Below are 18503 nucleotides of genomic sequence, written 5' to 3' on the forward strand. Positions count from 1 at the left end.
CACCAGCACCGACCGCGGACCCCAGCCGCCCCCACTGATGCCGAACGCGGACCCCTGCCGCCCCTTCGATGCCGACCGCCTGCACCCGCATACATCGGGCACCACTCCAAGCCTGCGGACCCCCACCGAGATCAAAAGAGGCTGAGCGGCATGGGGACGTGTTCGGCTGGCACTCACGGCTGCCTCAACAAGCCCGAGACGACCGCGAGCACCAGCCGAACTCGCTCGCCTCAACAAGCCCGAGACGACCGTGAGCACCAGCTGGGTTGCGGTGGTGCGCTGCTACCGCACGGGAACGCAAGGCGCCGCGAGTTCGGCGCCGGGCCGCGAGTTCGGCGCCGCAGCAAGCGGTCCGTATCATGCCGCCCACCGGGACCGCCGCTCACCTTGCGGGACGACCACGGGCAGCGACAGGCGCGGCGAACCGCAACCCACCGACGGTGCCGCCTGGCGACCGGCCCCAGCCATCTGCTCACCCCACGCACCGGGACGCCCGCCCGGCGAACAGGGTTGACGGTGGACGAACGCCATCGAGGACCTACCTGATCAGTGGCGTTGCCCGCAAGCCTGATGTCCCCTATTTCCGGACATCAGCGCCAGGCGCGGCACGCCGGTCGACCCCGGCTGGTCGTCAGGGGTGCCTCCCGGTCCGGGAGGCACCCCTGACGACCAGCCGGGGCACCCTGACCCGGGCCGGCCTCCGCAACACCGTGGCCCGGGCCGGGCCCCTCGACGCCGGGGGCGGTGCCGAATGCCGCGACGCCGGGGGCGGGGGCACGGCTGTGAGGATGCTGGATGAGGGGGCTCGAGGACGCCCGTCACGCGGTGTGGGCGAGGTCGAGGGCGGCCCAGCGTTCGGACAGCTGGCGGCGGCGGCAGGCGACCAGGTGGCCGGCCAGGATGGCCGGGTGGCCGCCGCGGACGCACACGTCGGCTCCGGCGGTCAGCACGCCGGCCACCAGCTCGGCCGGCGCCCACTCGTCGATCAGCACGACGATCCGGGTGGCCCGGGGCAGGACCGCGCGGGCCCGGCGCACGTCGTCGGCCTTGGCGCCGCTGAGCAGCACCAACTCACCTGGCCGGGCGTCGTCCACGTCGGTCAGGTGGCGCAGTGTCCAGCCGGACGGCAGGTGCTGTGGCAGCCCCGCGACCCGGCTCTGGTGGCCGAGAACGGCGACCACCGGGTCGGCGGCGGGCGCCGGGGCGCGGGAGGTGGTGGTAGCGGCCTCGCGGTTCAGTTCGACGATCATGGTGGTCATCCCCTCGGCTGGTCCCTCGTGATGTCCTTCACCATTCGCCCTGGACCTTGAGGGGCCATGTGCCATGCCTGTGGGTTCGTTGTCAGACATGGCCGGTGGCAAGCCGCAGGAGAACGAGCCGCTCAGGCGATCATCATCAACAGCGGCAGCACCCCGAACACGAACCAGGTCACCCCGAAGGTGACCCAGAACGCCTGCCAGTACTTGTCTCCGGACCGGCCCAGCTCGCCGGCCCGATTGGCCCGCCGGGTCGCCGGGATCAGGCCGAACGCGCCGAACGCCACCGTGATGACAACGACCATCCCGACACCGGGCAGTTTCCCGGCCGCCGGACGGGCCGCGACCGACGGGTACGAGCGTTCCCGATACGACCCGGACAGCGCGGGGCGCGGCGGCAACGGTCCACGGGCCTGCGACTGGACCACGGCCGGGTCGAGCAGGCGCTGCCAGCTGTCAGTCGTCGAGGATTGCAGGGTCATGACACACCGTCCATGGCCCCATTTTTCGGTCGCGATCCCGGGGAGTTGAGCCTCACGCCGACTCCCGTACCACCACCCGGATCAGGTCGGCGGTGGCGAGGACCGGGGCCGGCCGGCCACTGACCGCGGCGACCACCGTGGTGGCCAGGTGCGCCGCCAGCATGCGCTGGTCGGTGGTCACCGTGGTCAGCGACGGTACGGCCAGCCGGGCCGCCGGAATGTCGTCCACCCCGATCACCGCCAGCCCGCCCGGCGTGGTGATCCCGAGCCGCCGCGCCCCGGCGAGCACCGCGAGGGCCACCTCGTCGTTGTACGCGCAGATCCCGGTCACCCCGTCCGCCCGCCACCCCTCGATGGCGGCGGCGGCGAGCGCGGCGTCCAGCGGCACCGTCCGCACAACAGGATCACCCGAGCAGCCTGCCAGCCGAGGCTCCGCAAAGATCTTCAGCCGTGGATCGTCCGGGTACGCGTAGCCGAGCCGGCTGTGCCCCGTACCCAAAAGATGTTCTGTCTGACGGCGACCGATCAACTGCTGCGGCACCTCCAGCTCCCGCCCGTGAAGGCCCGCCCGGCCGGCCCGGCCCAGCAGCGCGACCACCAGCGCCACCCCGGCCGCGAGCATCGCCTCCCGCTCCTGGTCGGAGAAGTCGGTGAAGGAGAGCACCGCGGCCGGGGTGATCGCCTTCCAGATCTCAGCGATCGGCCGGTCCTCACGGCTACCCGGGTGCGCCACGAACGTCAGCCCCTCGCGGGCCAGCGCGGTGGACAGGTTGCCCAGCAGGTTGCCGACCTCGTTGCCGATCGGCCAGTCCGGGAGCAGGCACAGGACCACGTCGGAGCGACCGGTACGCAACGTCCGGGCGGCGGCCGACGGCGCGTAGCCGAGACCGGCGGCGGCGGCGAGCACCCGGTCGCGGGTGGCCGTGGAGATGCTCTGCCCAGGGGTGGCGTTGAGGACGTAGCTGACGGTGGCGCGGGACACCCCGGCCCGGCGGGCGACGTCGGCGCTGGTGATCCGGCGGGGCTCAGGCATGGGGTGACTTTACTACTTACACGTGTCAGTATGAGGGTCATGACACTCGACCTGGCTGCCAAGGTCGCCCTGCTCACCGGCGCGACGATGTTCACGCTGGCCCCGCAGGAGCAGATCGGCCTGCACGAGATCCGGCTCTCCGACGGGCCGACCGGGGTCCGCGGGCTCAAGTTCAGCGGCGGCCGGGTCGTCGCCCTCTTCCCGAACGCGACCCTGCTCGCCTCCGCCTGGGACGCCGACGCGGCCTACGAGGTCGGCCGGATCCTCGCCGAGGAGGCCCTGGCCCAGGAGATCCACGTCGTCCTCGGGCCCACCATCAACCTGCACCGCAGCCCGCTCGGCGGCCGCCTGTTCGAGGCGTACTCGGAGGATCCGCTGCTCACCGGCAAGCTCGCGGCGGCGTATGTGCGGGGCATGCAGGACCAGGGTGTCGCCGCCTGCCTCAAGCACCTGATCGCCAACGAGTCGGAGACCGACCGCAACACGGTGGACAGCGTGGTCGACGAGGCCACCCTCCGCGAGGTCTACCTGCTGCCGTTCGAGATCGCCGTCGAGGAGGCCGACGCCTGGACGATGATGGCCGCCTACAACGACGTCAACGGCGCCGCGGCGACCGAGCAGCATCACGTGAACAACGAGATCGTCAAGGGCGAGTGGGGCTACCGCGGCCTGATCATGTCGGACTGGTTCGCCACCAGGACCGCCGCGGCGGCGGCCAACGGCGGGCTCGACCTGGTCATGCCCGGCCCGGGCGGCCCGTGGGGCGACGCGCTGGTCGAGGCGGTCAAGAACGGCGAGGTCGACGAGTCGGTCATCGACGATCACGTGAACCGGCTGCTGCTGCTCGCCGACCGGGTCGGCGCGCTGGGTGAGGAGCCCCGCGAGTTCCCGGGCGGGCTGCCGGCGCCGGACAGTGACGTACGCAAGGAACAGCTCACCCGTCTCGCCGCGAGCGGGATGACGGTCCTGCGCAACGAGAACGCCGCCCTGCCCCTGGCCCGCGGCACCCGGGTCGCCCTGATCGGCCGGCACGCGGTGCAGACCATCGACATGGGTGGCGGCTCGGCCCAGGTCAACCCGCCGTACCAGGCCAGCGTCGCGGACGGCCTGATCGCGCTGTTGCCGTCGAAGGACCTGACCGTCACCGACGGCGTCGAGGTGCGGACCCGCCCGGTGCCGGCCCGCGGCGGTTTCCTCACCGACCCGGTCACCGGCTGGCCCGGCATCCGCGTCCAGCTGCTCGACGCGGACGGCACCGAGCTCGAGGACCGGTTCTGCGCGCAGTCCTCCACCATGGTCGGGATGGACGACGACTTCGCCGGCGTGGTCACCACCGCGGTGCTGCGTGGCCGGGTCAGCGTCGGCGGCGAGGTCGAGCTGGGTGTGCTCGGCGCCGGCCGCTGGCTGGTCGAGGCCGGCGAGGAGAGCCTGCGATACCGGCTCGACCTGACCGGGAACGGTTTCGGCGAGGCCGTGCTCGCGCCGCCGCTGCGCGTCGACCGCTTCGTCGCGGCCGAGGGCGACATCCTGACCGCGCGGGTCGAGCTTCTCAGCGAGGGTACGTTCGCGAACAAGGGCCTGTTCGGCCTGCTCGGTCACGTCGCGCCCCGGTCGACGGTGGACGTGCTCGACGACGCGGTCCGGGCGGCGTCCGGCGCCGACGTGGCAGTGGTGGTGGTCGGGCTGACCGAGGAGCAGGAGACCGAGTCGGTCGACAAGACCACCCTCGCCCTGCCCGGTGCGCAGGACGCCCTGGTCGAGGCGGTGGCCGGCGCGGCCCGCCGGACGATCGTGGTGGTCAACGCGGCAACCCCGGTGCTGATGCCGTGGCGGGACCGGGTCGACGCGGTGCTCTGGGCCGGGCTGCCGGGCCAGGAGGGCGGGCACGCGGTGGCGGCGGCCCTGCTCGGCGACATCGAGCCGGCCGGACGGCTGGTCAGCACGTTCCCGGCCGCGGACGGCGGGTCGCCGGCCTGGTCGGTGACTCCGGTGGACGGCAGACTGCCGTACGAAGAAGGTCCTTTCATCGGTTACCGCGGCCATTACGCGGGCCGCGCCCCCGAGCCGGTTTTCTGGTTCGGCCACGGTCTGGGTTATGCGTCGTGGGACTACTCCGACGCTCGTCTGACCGGAAGTGACCAGCCCGAGGTGATGGTGACCGTGACCAACACCGGCAGCCGGGCCAGTCGCGAGGTGGTGCAGGTCTACCTGCGGCCGGACGACGCCGCGCAGCCGATCCGCCTGGCCGGCTGGACCGCCGTGAAGGTCAAGCCCGGCGAGTCGGCGCGGGTCACCGTGCACACCGATTCGCGGATGTGGCGTGTGTGGAACACCACGTCCGGTGAATGGGAGCGTGCCTCCGGTGGACAATTGCTGATCGCTCGCGGTCTGGGCGACATCAGAGCCACCCTGTGACCGGACGGGCCGGCCCGCCTGAAGCAACCGTCCTGCTTCAGGCGGGCCGCCCGTCCGATGAACGTCAGCTGATCCTCAGCAGGGGGCGTTCCAGGTCGTGATGACCGGGTCCACCTCGTGCTCGAAGCCCAGCACCGACACCGTCGCGGTGTCGAGTTTCAGCAGGCCACCCGCGCTCGGCGGCAGCCCGACCCAGCGCGCGCCGGTCACCCGCAGGCTGTGCCCGTGCCCGACCAGCGCCACGTCACCACCGCTGAGCAGCTCCCGCGCCCGGGCCAGCACCCGGTCGAGGCGCTCGCCGATCTGCTCCGGCGACTCACCGCTCGGGCAGCCGTCGGCCCACAGCGTCCAGTCCGGCCGGGTCTCCCGGATCTCCGAGGTGGTGATCCCCTCGTACACCCCGTAATCCCATTCGGCCAGATCCTCGGTCACCTCGGTGACCTTCAACCCGGCCAGTTCCGCGGTCCGCAGCGCCCGCTTGCGCGGACTCGACAGCACCGCCGCGAACGTCCGCGCCCCGAGCCGCTCCCCGGCCCGGCGCGCCTGCGCCTCACCCTCGCCGGTCAACTCCAGATCCGTGTACGACGTGTGCCGCCCGTTGGCACTCCACTCCGTCTGCCCGTGCCGAACCAACACGATCTCCGCCATCTGACGCCCCCTCGGCTCGAACTCGCTCGGAGTATCCCCCGCCCCGGCGCACGGCAGGCGGTTCCCCTCCGCTCAACCCTTCTCCGGTACGAATACCGGGCGCCCGTCCGTAGGCTACGAGCCACGTCCCGCCCATGAGGCCACCGCGACACCGCGCCACCCCGGACCGCAGCGCGCCCCCAGGCCCTCGGCTGGTCCTCAGGGGTGTCTCACCGGCTTCGAGGCACCCCTGGGCACCAGCCGAAGCACGGGTTATTCGGGCAGGGGCATGGGGTGGCGGGCTTCTTCGCGGGCGGCGAGGGTGGCCATGGCCTTGTGGTACTGGGGGCGGGTCAGTTCGCCGCGGAGCAGTTGGATGATCAGGAGGCCCTCGGTGCTGCCGGCTCGGGGGACCGGAGGGATCGTCCGGGGGTGGCGTTCGGCGCGCGGAAGGTCGGCGGGCGCCGGGAAGCCCGGCGCCGGCGACTCGACTGGCGACTCCGCCGGGGTGGCCCGCGCCGCCGGCGGCTCAGTAGCAGCGAGATCGGCGGCCGGCGGGACCGCGGCCGGCGGGATCAGCGGTGCCGAGGAAAGCGGCGTCCGAGCCGGCAGCGGCGGGGTCGGCGGGGTCGGGAGCAGGACGGTGGAGAGCGGGCCGGGGCCGGTGGCCGGGCCTGCCGGGGTGGCCGGGATCGGGTGGCGGCGGGACCAGAGCCCGAAGGCCACCGCGGCGATCGCACCAGCGCCCAGCACAGTCACGAGCATGGCTATCCCCCTCCGCAGTCATCGACACCCACCAGGCAATGAGCTTTATACATCACTCAGGGAATCGATGATCATGAAGCACGGGACGGGCTGTGGGCGAAAGGTGACACCGTTTCCGGAAGCGGACAATCCGCCGGGTCAGGACCGTCGACGGCGGCTGATCTCGTGCTGGACCTCGGGATCCCAGACGGACGCGTCCCAGTCCCCGGCGGCCGGTCGGCTGGACGGGTGGACTGCGGCCGGCGCCGGCGACCGGCGCCCGATCCAACGGCGGGTGTGCGCCACCCCCGCGATCAGCGCGACCACCGCGATCAGCCGCTCGGCCGACTGCACAAGCAGCGCGGCCGACGCGGTCACCCCGGCGGGCCGGAGATACGCCGTGGCGAACAGGACCACGAACAGCCCGATCCCCCAGTACCCGAGGTGGCCGGCGGCCGGCGAACCGTACGAGCGCGACAGCCGCACGGTCTGCACCACCCAGACGATCACGCAGATCAGCAGGCCGAGCAGCCCGCCGAGCAGCACCGCGCTGATCGCCAGGTTCACGATCAGCAGCAGGGCCGGGATGGCGACGCCGGGGAACGGCCCCCGGGTCGCCTGGACGAACAGCGGAATGACCGCGGCGGCCGCTGCCCCGTACGCCACGGCGAAACGGATCACCCGTCGCCCGGCGAGCTCCCAGTCCGCGGACGGCACCACCGGGCAGGTGTGCGCCTGCCCGGCGTCGTCCAGCCCAGCACCACAGGTAGCACAGCTCACGAGGCGTCACTGTACTCACGGACGGTAGTCGCGCGGGACCGACATGGGGTGACGTCGCTCGTCCCGGGCGGCTATCCGCTCCAGCGCGCGGACGTACTGCCGGCCGGTGATGTCGCCGGACAGCAACTGGGCGGCGAGCGCACCCTCCAGGCTGGCCGGCAGTGGCGCCGGCACCGGTGGTGGAACCCGGCCGGCGGCGTGCCGTGGCTCAGGACCCCGCCCGGGCCACGGCCAGAAGGCCATCCCGAGCGCGACCACCGCACCGATCAACGCGACGAGCAGAATCATCATCACTGGTACCCCCGTACCGACGCCCTCGTGAGGGACATCTTCCCTGAGCATTGCGCAATAAAAAAGCGGCTATCTTCCGACAGCAGCGCAGCGAGCTGCGGAAACGCCACTTTTACAGGGAACGGCGCTATGGGAATACCTGCAGATAATGCGAAAGCAGGAATCGACCGACGTCTAATTAATAAGCCTTACCGAGCACCGGAGCCGACCGGTGCGCACGGGTCAGCAAAACGGTCAAACCGTCAGCGGGGCCGCACCGGTGCTCTCCCGTTGCCGGATACTGACCGCCGGGCCGCGGTGATCGCGGCCCGGTTCGCCGCGGACCAGATCGAGGACCGCGCGGCCCAGGATGAGCCCGTGCTCGTGCACGTCGGTGCTCAGTGCCGACAGCGGTGGCACGGCCAGCTCGCACAGCGGGGAGTCGTCACAGGCCAGCAGGCTGACCTGGCCGGGCACGGCGATACCGGACCGGCTCAGCTCCTGCTCGGCGGCGACCGCCATCACGTCGTTGTCGAAGACGATCGCGGTCGGCCGGGGCTCGGACGCCAGCAGCGCGCGCAGGCCCCGCACCCCGCCGCCGGCGCTGTAGTCCCCCTCGACGATCGTCACCGCGACACCGCACCGGGCGGCCGCCGCGCGGATCGCCGTGGTCCGTTCCGCGGTGTGCACCAGCTCGGCCGGGCCGCTGACCCGGCCGACCACCCGGTGGCCGAGCGCGCTCAGCGTCTCGATCGCGGTGGTCATCGCCCCGGCGTCGTCGGTGATCACCTTCGCGAACGGCCCGGGGTGCCGGCCGGCCAGCACGGCGGGCAGGCCCAGCCCGGCCACGTGGGCCGGGCGGACGTCGTCGTGGACCAGGTTGACCACCACCACGGCGGCAACGGTGCGATCGCCGGCCCACCGGCGGTACGTGGCCAGTTCGGCGGCCAGGTCCGGCACGACGAGCAGCAGCACCGTCGCACCGGCCGGGGCGAGTGCCTCCTCCATGCCCGCGATCAGCTCCATGAAGAACGGCTCCACCCCGATCCGGTCGGCGCTGCCGGTGAGCACCAGCCCGATCAGCCCGCCGGCCACCGTGATCAGCCCTCGGCCGGTACGGCCAGCACGTTCGCCGAGCGGACCACGTACGGATCGAGGAACGCCTCCGGAAGCGTCCACCCGCTGCGCACGTGGAACGTGTGGCTCTCCCCCGCCAGCAGGTCGACGAGCATGTCGTCGACGAGCGAGTCCGGGTCGACCTTGTCGGTCAGCAGGGTGACGTCCCGGGCGAACGAGGTGGCGGTCACGGTGATGGAGTATCCGCCCTCGGCCGGCTCGACGCTCGCCGACACCGCGCCCGGGTCGTACGCCAGGTCGAAGTCCTCGGCGAACAGGTGGGTGGCCCGCAGCCCGTCGATGTCCGCGACCAGCACCTCCCGGGCCGGGTCCCCGGCCGTGACCAGGTGATCCGCCAGGGTGATCACGCCGACCGAGAACGCCGGGACCTCGACCGCCACGACGTCCGAGTCGAGCAGCAGCCCGTCGAAGCCCACCCGCCGTACCCGGGCCGTCCCCCGCCACGGCGACGACGTGTCGTTGACCGCGACCAGCGCCGCGTCGCGGAACGACAGCAGCCGGGGCGCGTAGGAGCGGCGCAGCGCGTACCACGCGGGTTTGCGCCGCCCGGCGCCGTCGACCACCGCCCACGAGGTGACCGGCCAGCAGTCGTTGAGCTGCCAGAGGATGCTGCCCATGGTGCGCGGCGCGTGACCGCGCAGGTGCCCGATCGCGTACGACGTGGCCCGCGCCTGGTTCAGCTGCGTCGCCCAGTGCCAGTCCTCGAAGTCCACCGGCACCGGCAGATGCCGCGCCACTCCCACGTTCAGCTTGTCGTTGCCCCCGGCCGCCTTCTGGTGCAGCAGGAACGCCGGCGACTCCTGGTCGAAGTCCTCCTGCGCGATCGACTCCCGCAGCGTCGACCAGGTCGGCGGTGCCTGCCAGCCGAACTCGGAGCAGAACCGGGGCAGGAAGTTCGCGTGGTACGTGTAGTCCTCCCGGTTCCACGCCTCCCACTCGTGCCGGGTGCCGTACCGGTCGTCGTTGGGGTGCACCTCCTCCGGGTCGTGTCCGGGGCTGGACGGGCTGCCCGGGTGGTACGGCCGGGTCGGGTCCAGCTCGGCGAGCAGCGCCGGGAAGTCCTCGTAGTAGTACTTCGCGCCCCAGCTCGCCCCGTTCAGCGCGGGCTTCCAGTCCCAGTCCTCGTGGCCCCAGATGTTCTCGTTGCCGCCGTTCCACAGCGCGAGCGACGGGTGCGGGGTGAGCCGGGTGACGTTCTCCCTGGCCTCGGCGAGGATCTCCGAGCGGATCGGCTCCTCCTCCGAGTACGCCGCGCACGCGAGCGGGAAGTCCTGCCAGACCAGCACGCCGCGCTCGTCGCACACGTCGTAGAAGTCGTCGCTCTCGTAGATGCCGCCGCCCCAGATCCGCAGCAGGTTGGTGTTGGCGTCGGTGGCGCGCTCGATCGCGGCCGCGTAGGCGTCCCGGTCGAGCCGGGTGAGCAGGTGGTCCTCGGGGATCCAGTTGAGCCCGCGGACGAAGATCGGCTGTCCGTTGACGATCAGGGTGAACGCGCTGCCGATCTCGTCCGGCGTCTCGTCCAGCGTGATCGTCCGGAACCCGACCCGGGCGGTAAAGGCATCCAGCTCGACACCCTCGTCGAGAAGCACGACGCTGACGTCGGCCAGGGGCTGCTCGCCGTACCCGATGGGCCACCAGACCGGCGCCTCCGGAACCGAGATTTCCGTCATTCCCGAAATGTCGCCCGCAGCGATGGTGAGGTGAGCGGTCCGGCCCGCGACGACCACCTCGACCGACAATTCACCCGCGGAGCCGAGCCCGGAACGCTCCACGTCGACGTGGACGATCAGGCGGCCGGTCCGCCCGTCCGCGTCCAGCGTCGCGAGGGGACGGACCGACGCCAGCCGCGCCACCCGCCACCGCTCCAGCCGCACCGGCTTCCAGATCCCGGCCGTCTGCAGGTCCGGGCCCCAGTCCCACCCGAAAGAACACGCCATTTTTCGTACGGCGTTGAAGGGGTGCGGGTAGGGCCGCGGTCGTTCACCGACCACCTTCTGCAGCTCCTCGGCGTACTCCAGCGCGGAGTCGAACCGCACCGACAGCGGGATCGCCCCGCCGGTCAGCCGCTCGCGCACGTCGAAGCGGTACCCGCGGTGCATGTTCGCGGTCCGGCCCAGCTCCTCGTCGCCCAGGGTGACGGTGGCGACCGTGTCCAGCCCGTCGAAGACCAGGTCCACCCGCTCGTCCGCCGCGGCCGGTTCCGCGGTGACCGCGGTCTGGTAGAGCCAGGCCGCCCGGTGGAACCAGACCAGCGCCGCCTCGTTCTCGCCCAGGTACGGGTCCGGGATCAGCTCGGCGTCGAGCAGGTCGGTGTGCACCGTGCCGGGCACCGTCGCCGGCACCAGCTCGGCGGCGATGTCCTCGGGCACCGGCCCGCCGGCGGCACGTACGGTCCAGCCCGCGTGGAGGTCGGTTCTGATCATCGGAAGTGGGCTCCTGTCGTAGTGCCGCCACAGACCGGGCGGCTAACATTCTTAAGCAACTGAACGAAGTCCGTCAACGCTGGTAGGGAGTCACCGATGGGGCCGGATCTGCTGCACCTGAGCGCGGCCGGGGTGAGCCTGGTCCTGGACTGCCGGGGCCCGGGCCTGCCCACGGTGGCGCACTGGGGTGCCGCGCTCGACGGCACCCTCGACGACCTGCTGGTGGCCGTGGCCCCGCAGCCGATCGGCTTCTCGGTGGACGGCACGGTCCGGCCGTCGCTGGTTCCGGAGCAGTCGTCCGGCTGGCTCGGCACGCCGGGGCTGGCCGGTCACCGGGACGGCCAGGCGTGGGCGACGGCGTTCGAGGTGACCGCGATTGAACAGAACGTGGCGGCTCATGGCGTACCGGAAAAGGGCGGACCGGAAGTGGGCCGCAGCGCCGACACCGTCCGGATCACCGCGACCGATCCCATCGCCTGCCTCGACCTGAGCATCGATCTCGAGCTGCATCCCAGCGGGGTTCTGCGCGCCCGCGGCGCGCTGACCAGCACCGCGCCCGGCACCTACTGGCTGGAACACCTGACGATCTTCCTCCCGGTCCCCGAACGCACCACCGAGCTGCTCGACTTCACCGGCCACCACCTGCGCGAACGCCACCCGCAGCGGACCGCGTTCACGCACGGCCTGCGCGTCCGGGAGAACCGCACCGGCCGCACCGGCTACGACGCGGCCTACCTGCTCTGCGCCGGCACGTCCGATTTCGCCCACCGCCGCGGCGAGATCTGGGCGCTGCACACCGCCTTCTCCGGCGGCGCCCGCTCGATCGCCGAACGCACCTACCACGGCTGGTCCGCGCTCGCCGGCGGCGAGTTGCTGCTGCCCGGCGAGGTCGGTCTGGCGCAAGGTCAGACCTATCAGACCCCTTGGGTGTACGCGGTGCACAGCGCCGAGGGCCTGGACGGCGTCGCGGCCCGGTTCCACCGCTACCTGCGCGCCCGGCCGCACCACCCGGCGAAGCCGCGCCCGGTCGTGGTGAACACCTGGGAGGCCGTCTACTTCGACCACGACCTGACCAAGCTGACCGATCTGGCCCGCGCGGCAGCCGCGATCGGCGCGGAACGTTTCGTGCTGGACGACGGCTGGTTCGGCTCCCGCCGCGACGACACCTCCGGCCTCGGCGACTGGACCGTCTCGCCGGACGTCTGGCCGGACGGCCTCGGCCCGCTGATCACCGTGGTCCGGGACCTGGGCATGGAGTTCGGCCTCTGGGTCGAACCCGAGATGATCAATCCGGACTCCGATCTGGCCCGCGAACACCCCGATTGGATCATGGCGACCGGGACGCGGCTCCCCCGGACCGCCCGGAGCCAGCAGGTCCTCGACCTGGCCAACCCGCGCGCCTACGCCTACATCCTGGACCGCCTCGGCACGCTGCTGACCGAACACGACATCGCCTACCTGAAGTGGGACCACAACCGCGACCTGGTCGAAGCCGGTCACCCGGGCACCGGGCGGGCCGGCGTGCACGACCAGACCCACGCGGTCTACCGGCTCCTGGACGAGCTGCGCGCCCGGCACCCCGGCGTGGAGATCGAGTCCTGCTCGTCGGGCGGCGGCCGGGTCGACCTGGCCATCCTGGAGCGCACCGACCGGGTCTGGGCGTCCGACTGCATCGACGCGCACGAACGGGTCGCGATCCAGCGCTGGACCAGCCTGCTCGTCCCGCTCGAGCTGATCGGCTCGCACATCGGCGCGCCGCTGTGCCACACCACGCACCGTGAGCTGCCGCTGAGCATGCGGGCCGGCACCGCGATCTGGGGCCACCTGGGCGTCGAGTGGGACCTGACCGGTGCCGACGAGTCGTCGCTGGTGTCACTCGCCGCCTGGGTGGCGCTCTACAAGGAGCTGCGCGGGCTGCTGCACACCGGCACGCTGGTGCACGCCGACCTGGCCGACCCGGCGTTCGAGGTGACCGGGGTGGTCGCCGCGGACGGCTCGGACGCGCTCTTCGCGCTGATCGCCACGGGCACCAGCGCTTCGTACCCGCCGGGCACGGCCGCCCTGCCGGGCCTCGACCCGGACCGGACCTACCACGTGCGGCCACAGCCCCCGGGCGACGTGGCCGACGGCAACGCCGCTGCCTGGGGCGCTGCGTTACCCTGGTGCACGCCCCAGGGGGTACGCCTGAACGGCCGCACGCTCGGCACCGCCGGACTCCGGCTCCCGGTGCTCTTTCCCGATCGCGTCCTTCTCGTACGCGTGACAGCGGTGCAGGAGGACAACGTGCCCGTGCGCGTCACAGCAGAATCGCCCGCTCGAGGCACGACGGAGCCGCCCGCGCCCGGCACAGCGACGAAGTCGCCTGCGCGCGGCACAGCGGTGGAGGATGCGCTCGTGCGTGGCACGGCAGAATCGATCGTGGGCGGCACAGCGGTGGAGGAAGCGTGAGAGAAGCAGTCGGCGCGCCCGCGCCGGCGAGCCGGCCCGGCCGGGGTCGTCGCCCCGGCGCCCGGGAGAGCATCCTCGACGCGATCCGCGCCGCCGAGGAGCTGAGCCGGGTCGAGCTGGCCAAGATCACCGGCCTGACCGAGGCCGCCGTGTCGATGACGGTCCGCCGCCTGATCGAGGAGGGCCTGGTCGTGGAGACCGGGCGCACCCCGACCGGCGGCAAACCCCGCACCCTGCTGCGCCTCGACCCGGCCGCCCGGCTCGCGGTCGGCGTCCACCTGGACGAGGACGCGACGACGTATGTGCTCACCGGCCAGACCGGCGGCGTCATCTCCCGCCTGGCCCGGCCGACCCCCCTCGGCGCCGCCCTCCTCGCCACCTCCCGATCCGCCACGCCCGGTCCCGCCGCGCCCGCCGCCGCCGTTCCCGGCGCCGCTGCTTCCGGCGCCGCTGCTTCCGGCGCCGATTCCTTCGCCGCCTCTTCCTCAGCCAGCTCCTCCTTGCCGGGCAGCACTTCCTCCGGCGGCGACGCCTCGCCGAGCAGTGCTCTTTCGGGCAGCGGCGCCTTGCCCGGCGACGCTTCCTCGAACGGCGACGTCTTGCCGGGCGATGCTCAGGACGCGGTGCTCAGCGCTCTCTCCGCCGACATCGACGTGCTGCTGGCCGGGTCCGGTGTCGACCCGGCGCGCTGTCTCGGCGTCGGCATCGTCTGGCCCGGGCCGCACAGCGGCGGCACCCCGGCCGACGACCTGCTCCCCCACCTGCGCGGCTGGCACGGCGACGAACTCGGCCGCCGGCTCTCCGAGACGACCGGCTGGCCGGTCCTGGTGGAGAACGACGCGACCGCCGCCGCCGTCGGCGAATACTGGGTGGCCCGGGTCGGCCCGGACCGCGCGTTCGCGGCGCTCTACATGGGCGGCGGCATCGGCGCCGGCATCGTGATCGAAGGCCGGGCGATGCGCGGCAGCCACGCCAGCGCCGGCGAGTTCGGGCACCTCTGCCTGGAGGTCTTCGGCCCGGAGTGCTGGTGCGGCAGCCGCGGCTGCCTCGAGGTACTGGCCGGTCCGCGCACCGTGGTGACCGCCGCCCGTGGTGACCGGGTCGCCGCCGCCGAGGCCGGCCTCGACCCCGCCCAGCCGATCCGCAGCGTAGCCGCCGACTTCGGCGCGGTCGCCCGCGCCGCCCGGGCCGGCGCCCCGCACTGCCGCGCCCTGCTGGAATCCTCGGCCCGCTACGTAGCGGCCGCCACCGAGTCGATGGTCAACCTGCTCGACATCGACCTGGTCGTCCTCACCGGCCCGGGCTTCGCCGCCGCATCGGCCATCTACGGCCCGGCGATCACCCGCCGGCTAGCTCCCGCCGACTCCCGCACCTGGCACCGCGACGTCACCGTCACGGTTTCGCTGGCCGCCGCAACCGCCTCCGCGACCGGCGCCGCCGCCCTGGTCCTGCAGTCCCACCTCCGCGCCTGACGCCCCGCCCGCGTCGGCCAGCGCGTTTCCGCTGCCATCACTGAACACCCGCCAACCCCACCCGGAGAGCACCGGTAGTCGCCAAAAGGCCGACAAGACCACCACACCCGCTCGCCAGCCCCGCCCGAAGAGCAGGTGTCGTCGCTAAAGACCCCGCGAACCACCACGCCCGGCCGCCCGCACGAGGTATCGCGGCTCAGGGCAGTGGCGGCACACCTGAGCGGCCTCGCTGGTCTCGCACGCTCATCGCGCACCGCCATAACGGCCACCAGAACCAGCCCAACACACCCAGCTGGCCACAGCAGCCCTTATCAACCCACCACAACGGCCACCAGGACCAGCCCGACACACCCAGCTGGCCACAGCGGCCCATATGAACCCGCCACAACGGCCGCCAGGGCCAGCCCGACACACCCAGCTGGCCACAGCAGCCCTTATGAGCCCGCCATAACGGCCGCCAGGGCCAGCTCGATGTGCGCGGCTGGCAGCGGCGGCCGTTATGGGTTCGGTGTGATGGCTCCCGCAGCCGGCCGGTGCCCATCTTGATCTCGGACCACTGTTACCCGGCGGGGACCATGGCGCGGTCGCGGCGAACGTGAGCCGGGAGCCGGATCGGCTGCGGGGACGCTGCCCGACCGCGCGGGCCGGCCGGGGCGACCGCGCGGGCCGGCCGGGGAGCCGGCCCGCAGGGGAGCCGGCCCGCCGGGGTGATCACTACCGGCCGCGGCCGGTCTTCTCCTGGAGTTCGTCGATCTGCTGGGACGCCTCGGCCTTGGTCAGGCCGTCCGGGACCTCCTCGTGCGCCTCGGTGGCGAGGGTGTTCAGGTAGGACTCCTGCGCACCGGTCGCCGGCTCGTCGCCGGTGGTCCAGTCCGCCGGATCCTTCACCCGGTTGTCACCCGTGGTGGTGTTCTGCGCGTCGGTCATGTCGCATCCTTCCGATCCGGTCTTCGAACGCCCGTGCTACTACCCACCGATCCGGCCGTCACACCCTCCCGTCACTCCATGCGGTGACGGCAGCCGTCTCGCCGTCGTGGCGGCAACCGGTGGCATCAGGCTGGGCAGATGACGGTTTCCCAGGCCCGGCCCTCCGCCGCGGTGACAGCGACGGCAGCAGCAGCACTCGCGGCGACCTACCTGCTCACGGCCGGCGCGACAGCCGCCCAGGCCGTGAAAGCAACCCGGCCAGCAACTCCAGCCCAGGCCGCGGCAGCGGCGCAGACAGTGGCTGCAGCACAGGCCTCGACCGGTGCCGCCGACCTCCGGCCCCGCCCGCAGCACCTGACCGACGCGCAACGCTCCAAGCTGCTGGACGCCACCCGCCGGTTCCGTGACGTGCGGCAGGCGATCGAGGCCGGCTACCTGCCCACCGAGGACTGCGTGCCGGGCATGGGCCTGCACTACGCGCACCCGCAGCGCTCCGCCGACTCGCGGATCGACCCGGAGAAGCCGGAGATCCTGCTCTACCTGCCCGGCCCGCACGGCACGGTCCGGCTGACCGGCGTCGAGTACTTCCGCGCCGACGCCGACGGTGAACTGCGCACCGACCGCGACCGGCCGAACCTTTTCGGTCACCCGTTCAACGGCCCGATGACCGGCCACGCGGTCCCGGCCGGTGCCCCGCCGATGCCGGTCCACTACGACCTGCACGTGTGGCTCTACGAGCGCAACCCGGACGGCGAACTCGCCACCCTGAACCCCACGATCACCTGCCGCTGACCGACGGAAGATCAACACCCAGCCGGGAAAGTGAAAGATCAACCCGTGGCCGGGCCCAAGGAAGGAACGACACCACAGGAAGCAGCACCCGCCGGAAACGACCGCTCTAAAGACGCGTCAGGAGACCGGCGACCCGGCTGGACGGTGGGAGCGACCCCACGACCGGCACGGCCGGGAAGCGTCGCGGCCTGGCCGTCGGCATCGGGATCTCCGTCGGCTCCACCCGGCGTGGAATCTCATACCCCGCCGGTGAACGCGGCGCCGACGGCCCTTGCGGCCGCTCCTCCAGCGCGGCGAACGCCCCGCCCGCCGCAGCCGCCAGCGCCACCGTGACGAGCGCCGCCCACACACCGTGGGCACGCCGGGGCTTCGTCATCGGGGGCATCTGACCCATGGCCGGCCCCATCGGCGTCACCGGAGCGAACCTGAGCGGGCCGCCATCCCCATCAGATGGCCGAGGACAGCCGGGCCGTCCGTGCGGAGCGCGTCGTGCTGGTACCCATCGGCCACCCAGGCCGGCAGATTGCCGACCTCGGCGGCGGTCCAGAGCGACAACTCGGCCGGCACGTAGACGTCGTCGGGGTAGACCGCGGCGAAGACCGGCACCCGGTTGTCCGCCAGCCGGTCCCGGTCGTAGAGCGGCGGCCAGTCGCCGGTGGCGGCCAGCAGCTCGGCGGCGCCGGCGAACGGTCGCAGCGCGGCGATCTCCCGGAACATCCAGGGGTACATCATCTCGCCGGTGAACAGCAGCGGGTCGGCGCCGGCGTCGAACTCCGGGTGGTCGTGCCGGGCGCGGTCCGCGGCCCAGGCCGTCGGCGGGCCGCCCTGACCGAACGTGCACTCCTGCAGCGCGGCGAACGGCACATCGGTGAACGCGGTCTGCCGCCACACCTCGGCCAGGAACAGGTCGGAGAGTTCCGCGCCGTGCCAGGCCTCGTCGAGGATCCAGTGCAGCTGGGCGTACCCGGTGCTGAGCCCGAAGAGCATCCCGAGCAGGCGGAACCGGTCGACGGTGAGCCGGTCGCCGTCCGGCAGTCGCACGTCGTTGTCGGTCAGATGGTCGGCGATCCGGCGGACCGCGGCGGCGGCGTCCGGGAAGGTCCGGTAGAACTCCGCGTTGCGGGCCGCGACCTTCGGGTAGGTGAGGGCGTACACGTCGTCGGCGTGCGCGGTCAGGCCGGGCAGCCCGCCGGTGATGTAGCAGGTGCGCAGCGCCTCCGGGGCGACCGACAGGTAGGTGAGGGTGAGGAATCCGCCGTAGCTCTGCCCGAGGGTGTCCCAGCGGGCGCCGCCGGCCACCGTCGCCCGCAGGATCTCCGCGTCGGCCACGATGCTGTCGGCCCGGAAGAGCTTCAGGTACGCCGCCAGGTCCGCGTCATCAAAACCCTTGACGGTACGACCGGTCAGCGGCGTGCTCCGCCCCGTCCCGCGCTGGTCGAGCAGCAGCACCCGGTGGGTGCGCACCGCGTGCCCGAGCCAGCCGTCCGCGCCGAGTGGCCGCGGCGACTTCCCGCCCGGCCCGCCCTGCAGGTACAGCAGCCAGGGCAGGTCGTCACCGGCCCGGTCGGCGGCGACCACCTCCCGGGCGAACACCTCGATGGCCGCGCCCCGGGGCCGCCGGTGGTCCAGCGGCACGGGCACGGTGTGGTCGGTGAAACGCAGTCCCGGGTGAGCGATCACGGGGCCACGGTAGTAAA

General features: G+C 72.6%; 15 protein-coding genes. 4 read left to right on the forward strand and 11 right to left on the reverse strand.

Annotated elements, in window-relative coordinates; translation table 11 throughout:
- Positions 1-818: 818 nt before the first annotated feature.
- The 3 genes from ADL15_RS01820 to ADL15_RS01830 form a co-directional block, all read right to left on the reverse strand.
- Positions 819-1250: a hypothetical protein gene (locus tag ADL15_RS01820; RefSeq protein WP_067684568.1), complete on the reverse strand. Its 432-nt coding sequence runs from the start codon at positions 1248-1250 to the stop codon at positions 819-821.
- A gap of 131 nt (positions 1251-1381) precedes the next feature.
- Positions 1382-1738, reverse strand: coding sequence for a hypothetical protein (locus tag ADL15_RS01825; RefSeq protein ID WP_067684505.1), 357 nt, complete (start codon positions 1736-1738; stop codon positions 1382-1384).
- A gap of 52 nt (positions 1739-1790) precedes the next feature.
- The gene (locus ADL15_RS01830) at positions 1791-2771 is read right to left on the reverse strand and encodes a LacI family DNA-binding transcriptional regulator (RefSeq protein ID WP_067684508.1); all 981 of its coding nucleotides are present in this window, start codon (positions 2769-2771) and stop codon (positions 1791-1793) included.
- Positions 2772-2810: 39 nt separating this feature from the next.
- Here ADL15_RS01830 and ADL15_RS01835 point away from each other — a divergent pair, with 39 nt between their 5' ends.
- Positions 2811-5186, forward strand: coding sequence for a beta-glucosidase family protein (locus ADL15_RS01835; RefSeq protein ID WP_067684510.1), 2376 nt, complete (start codon positions 2811-2813; stop codon positions 5184-5186).
- A 75-nt stretch (positions 5187-5261) separates the two neighbouring features.
- Here the strand turns inward: ADL15_RS01835 and ADL15_RS01840 are convergent, their stop codons facing one another.
- The 6 genes from ADL15_RS01840 to ADL15_RS01865 all read right to left on the reverse strand — a co-directional run bounded on the left by ADL15_RS01840 (position 5262) and on the right by ADL15_RS01865 (position 11167).
- On the reverse strand, positions 5262-5834 hold the full coding sequence (locus ADL15_RS01840) for a histidine phosphatase family protein (protein WP_067684512.1): 573 nt from the start codon (positions 5832-5834) through the stop codon (positions 5262-5264).
- 252 nt (positions 5835-6086) lie between these two features.
- A complete protein-coding gene (locus ADL15_RS01845; RefSeq protein WP_067684514.1) occupies positions 6087-6578 on the reverse strand; it encodes a hypothetical protein in 492 nt (163 codons plus the stop codon).
- A gap of 138 nt (positions 6579-6716) precedes the next feature.
- The gene (locus ADL15_RS01850) at positions 6717-7337 is read right to left on the reverse strand and encodes a hypothetical protein (protein WP_157441099.1); all 621 of its coding nucleotides are present in this window, start codon (positions 7335-7337) and stop codon (positions 6717-6719) included.
- 15 nt (positions 7338-7352) lie between these two features.
- Positions 7353-7628 (reverse strand): hypothetical protein, encoded by a 276-nt coding sequence (locus ADL15_RS01855; RefSeq protein WP_157441100.1) that lies wholly within the window; start codon positions 7626-7628, stop codon positions 7353-7355.
- A 234-nt stretch (positions 7629-7862) separates the two neighbouring features.
- On the reverse strand, positions 7863-8702 hold the full coding sequence (locus ADL15_RS01860) for a LacI family DNA-binding transcriptional regulator (protein ID WP_067684520.1): 840 nt from the start codon (positions 8700-8702) through the stop codon (positions 7863-7865).
- Between the two features lie 5 nt (positions 8703-8707).
- Complete coding sequence (locus tag ADL15_RS01865) at positions 8708-11167, reverse strand: glycoside hydrolase family 2 protein (RefSeq protein ID WP_067684522.1); 2460 nt, start codon at positions 11165-11167, stop codon at positions 8708-8710.
- 96 nt (positions 11168-11263) lie between these two features.
- On the opposite strand from ADL15_RS01865, the gene ADL15_RS01870 reads away from it, so the two are divergent.
- Both ADL15_RS01870 and ADL15_RS01875 read left to right on the forward strand, forming a co-directional pair.
- A complete protein-coding gene (locus ADL15_RS01870) occupies positions 11264-13615 on the forward strand; it encodes an alpha-galactosidase (protein ID WP_067684524.1) in 2352 nt (783 codons plus the stop codon).
- On the forward strand, positions 13612-15087 hold the full coding sequence (locus tag ADL15_RS01875) for an ROK family transcriptional regulator (protein WP_067684526.1): 1476 nt from the start codon (positions 13612-13614) through the stop codon (positions 15085-15087). The genes ADL15_RS01870 and ADL15_RS01875 overlap by 4 nt, the downstream gene beginning before the upstream one ends.
- Before the next feature lie 714 nt (positions 15088-15801).
- On the opposite strand, the gene ADL15_RS01880 is transcribed toward ADL15_RS01875, so the two are convergent.
- Entirely contained in the window at positions 15802-16014 is a 213-nt protein-coding gene (locus ADL15_RS01880) for a DUF3072 domain-containing protein (protein ID WP_067684528.1), read from the reverse strand.
- A gap of 138 nt (positions 16015-16152) precedes the next feature.
- On the opposite strand from ADL15_RS01880, the gene ADL15_RS01885 reads away from it, so the two are divergent.
- A complete protein-coding gene (locus tag ADL15_RS01885) occupies positions 16153-16806 on the forward strand; it encodes a hypothetical protein (RefSeq protein ID WP_198170467.1) in 654 nt (217 codons plus the stop codon).
- A gap of 411 nt (positions 16807-17217) precedes the next feature.
- Here ADL15_RS01885 and ADL15_RS01895 read toward each other — a convergent pair whose 3' ends face one another.
- Entirely contained in the window at positions 17218-18486 is a 1269-nt protein-coding gene (locus tag ADL15_RS01895; protein ID WP_067684532.1) for an alpha/beta fold hydrolase, read from the reverse strand.
- Positions 18487-18503 lie beyond the last annotated feature (17 nt).

The sequence above is a fragment of the Actinoplanes awajinensis subsp. mycoplanecinus genome, assembly GCF_001509495.1.
GTDB classification, from domain to species: Bacteria; Actinomycetota; Actinomycetes; order Mycobacteriales; family Micromonosporaceae; genus Actinoplanes; species Actinoplanes palleronii.

Bases quoted from the DNA above. Each gene is read 5' to 3' on its own strand.
- ADL15_RS01855 (WP_157441100.1), bottom strand. From the start codon at position 7,628: ATGATGATTCTGCTCGTCGCGTTGATCGGTGCGGTGGTCGCGCTCGGG.
- ADL15_RS01865 (WP_067684522.1), bottom strand. From the start codon at position 11,167: ATGATCAGAACCGACCTCCACGCGGGCTGGACCGTACGTGCCGCCGGC.
- ADL15_RS01835 (WP_067684510.1), top strand. From the start codon at position 2,811: ATGACACTCGACCTGGCTGCCAAGGTCGCCCTGCTCACCGGCGCGACG.
- ADL15_RS01830 (WP_067684508.1), bottom strand. From the start codon at position 2,771: ATGCCTGAGCCCCGCCGGATCACCAGCGCCGACGTCGCCCGCCGGGCC.
- ADL15_RS01840 (WP_067684512.1), bottom strand. From the start codon at position 5,834: ATGGCGGAGATCGTGTTGGTTCGGCACGGGCAGACGGAGTGGAGTGCC.
- ADL15_RS01825 (WP_067684505.1), bottom strand. From the start codon at position 1,738: ATGACCCTGCAATCCTCGACGACTGACAGCTGGCAGCGCCTGCTCGAC.
- ADL15_RS01820 (WP_067684568.1), bottom strand. From the start codon at position 1,250: ATGATCGTCGAACTGAACCGCGAGGCCGCTACCACCACCTCCCGCGCC.
- ADL15_RS01870 (WP_067684524.1), top strand. From the start codon at position 11,264: ATGGGGCCGGATCTGCTGCACCTGAGCGCGGCCGGGGTGAGCCTGGTC.
- ADL15_RS01885 (WP_198170467.1), top strand. From the start codon at position 16,153: ATGACGGTTTCCCAGGCCCGGCCCTCCGCCGCGGTGACAGCGACGGCA.
- ADL15_RS01845 (WP_067684514.1), bottom strand. From the start codon at position 6,578: ATGCTCGTGACTGTGCTGGGCGCTGGTGCGATCGCCGCGGTGGCCTTC.
- ADL15_RS01880 (WP_067684528.1), bottom strand. From the start codon at position 16,014: ATGACCGACGCGCAGAACACCACCACGGGTGACAACCGGGTGAAGGAT.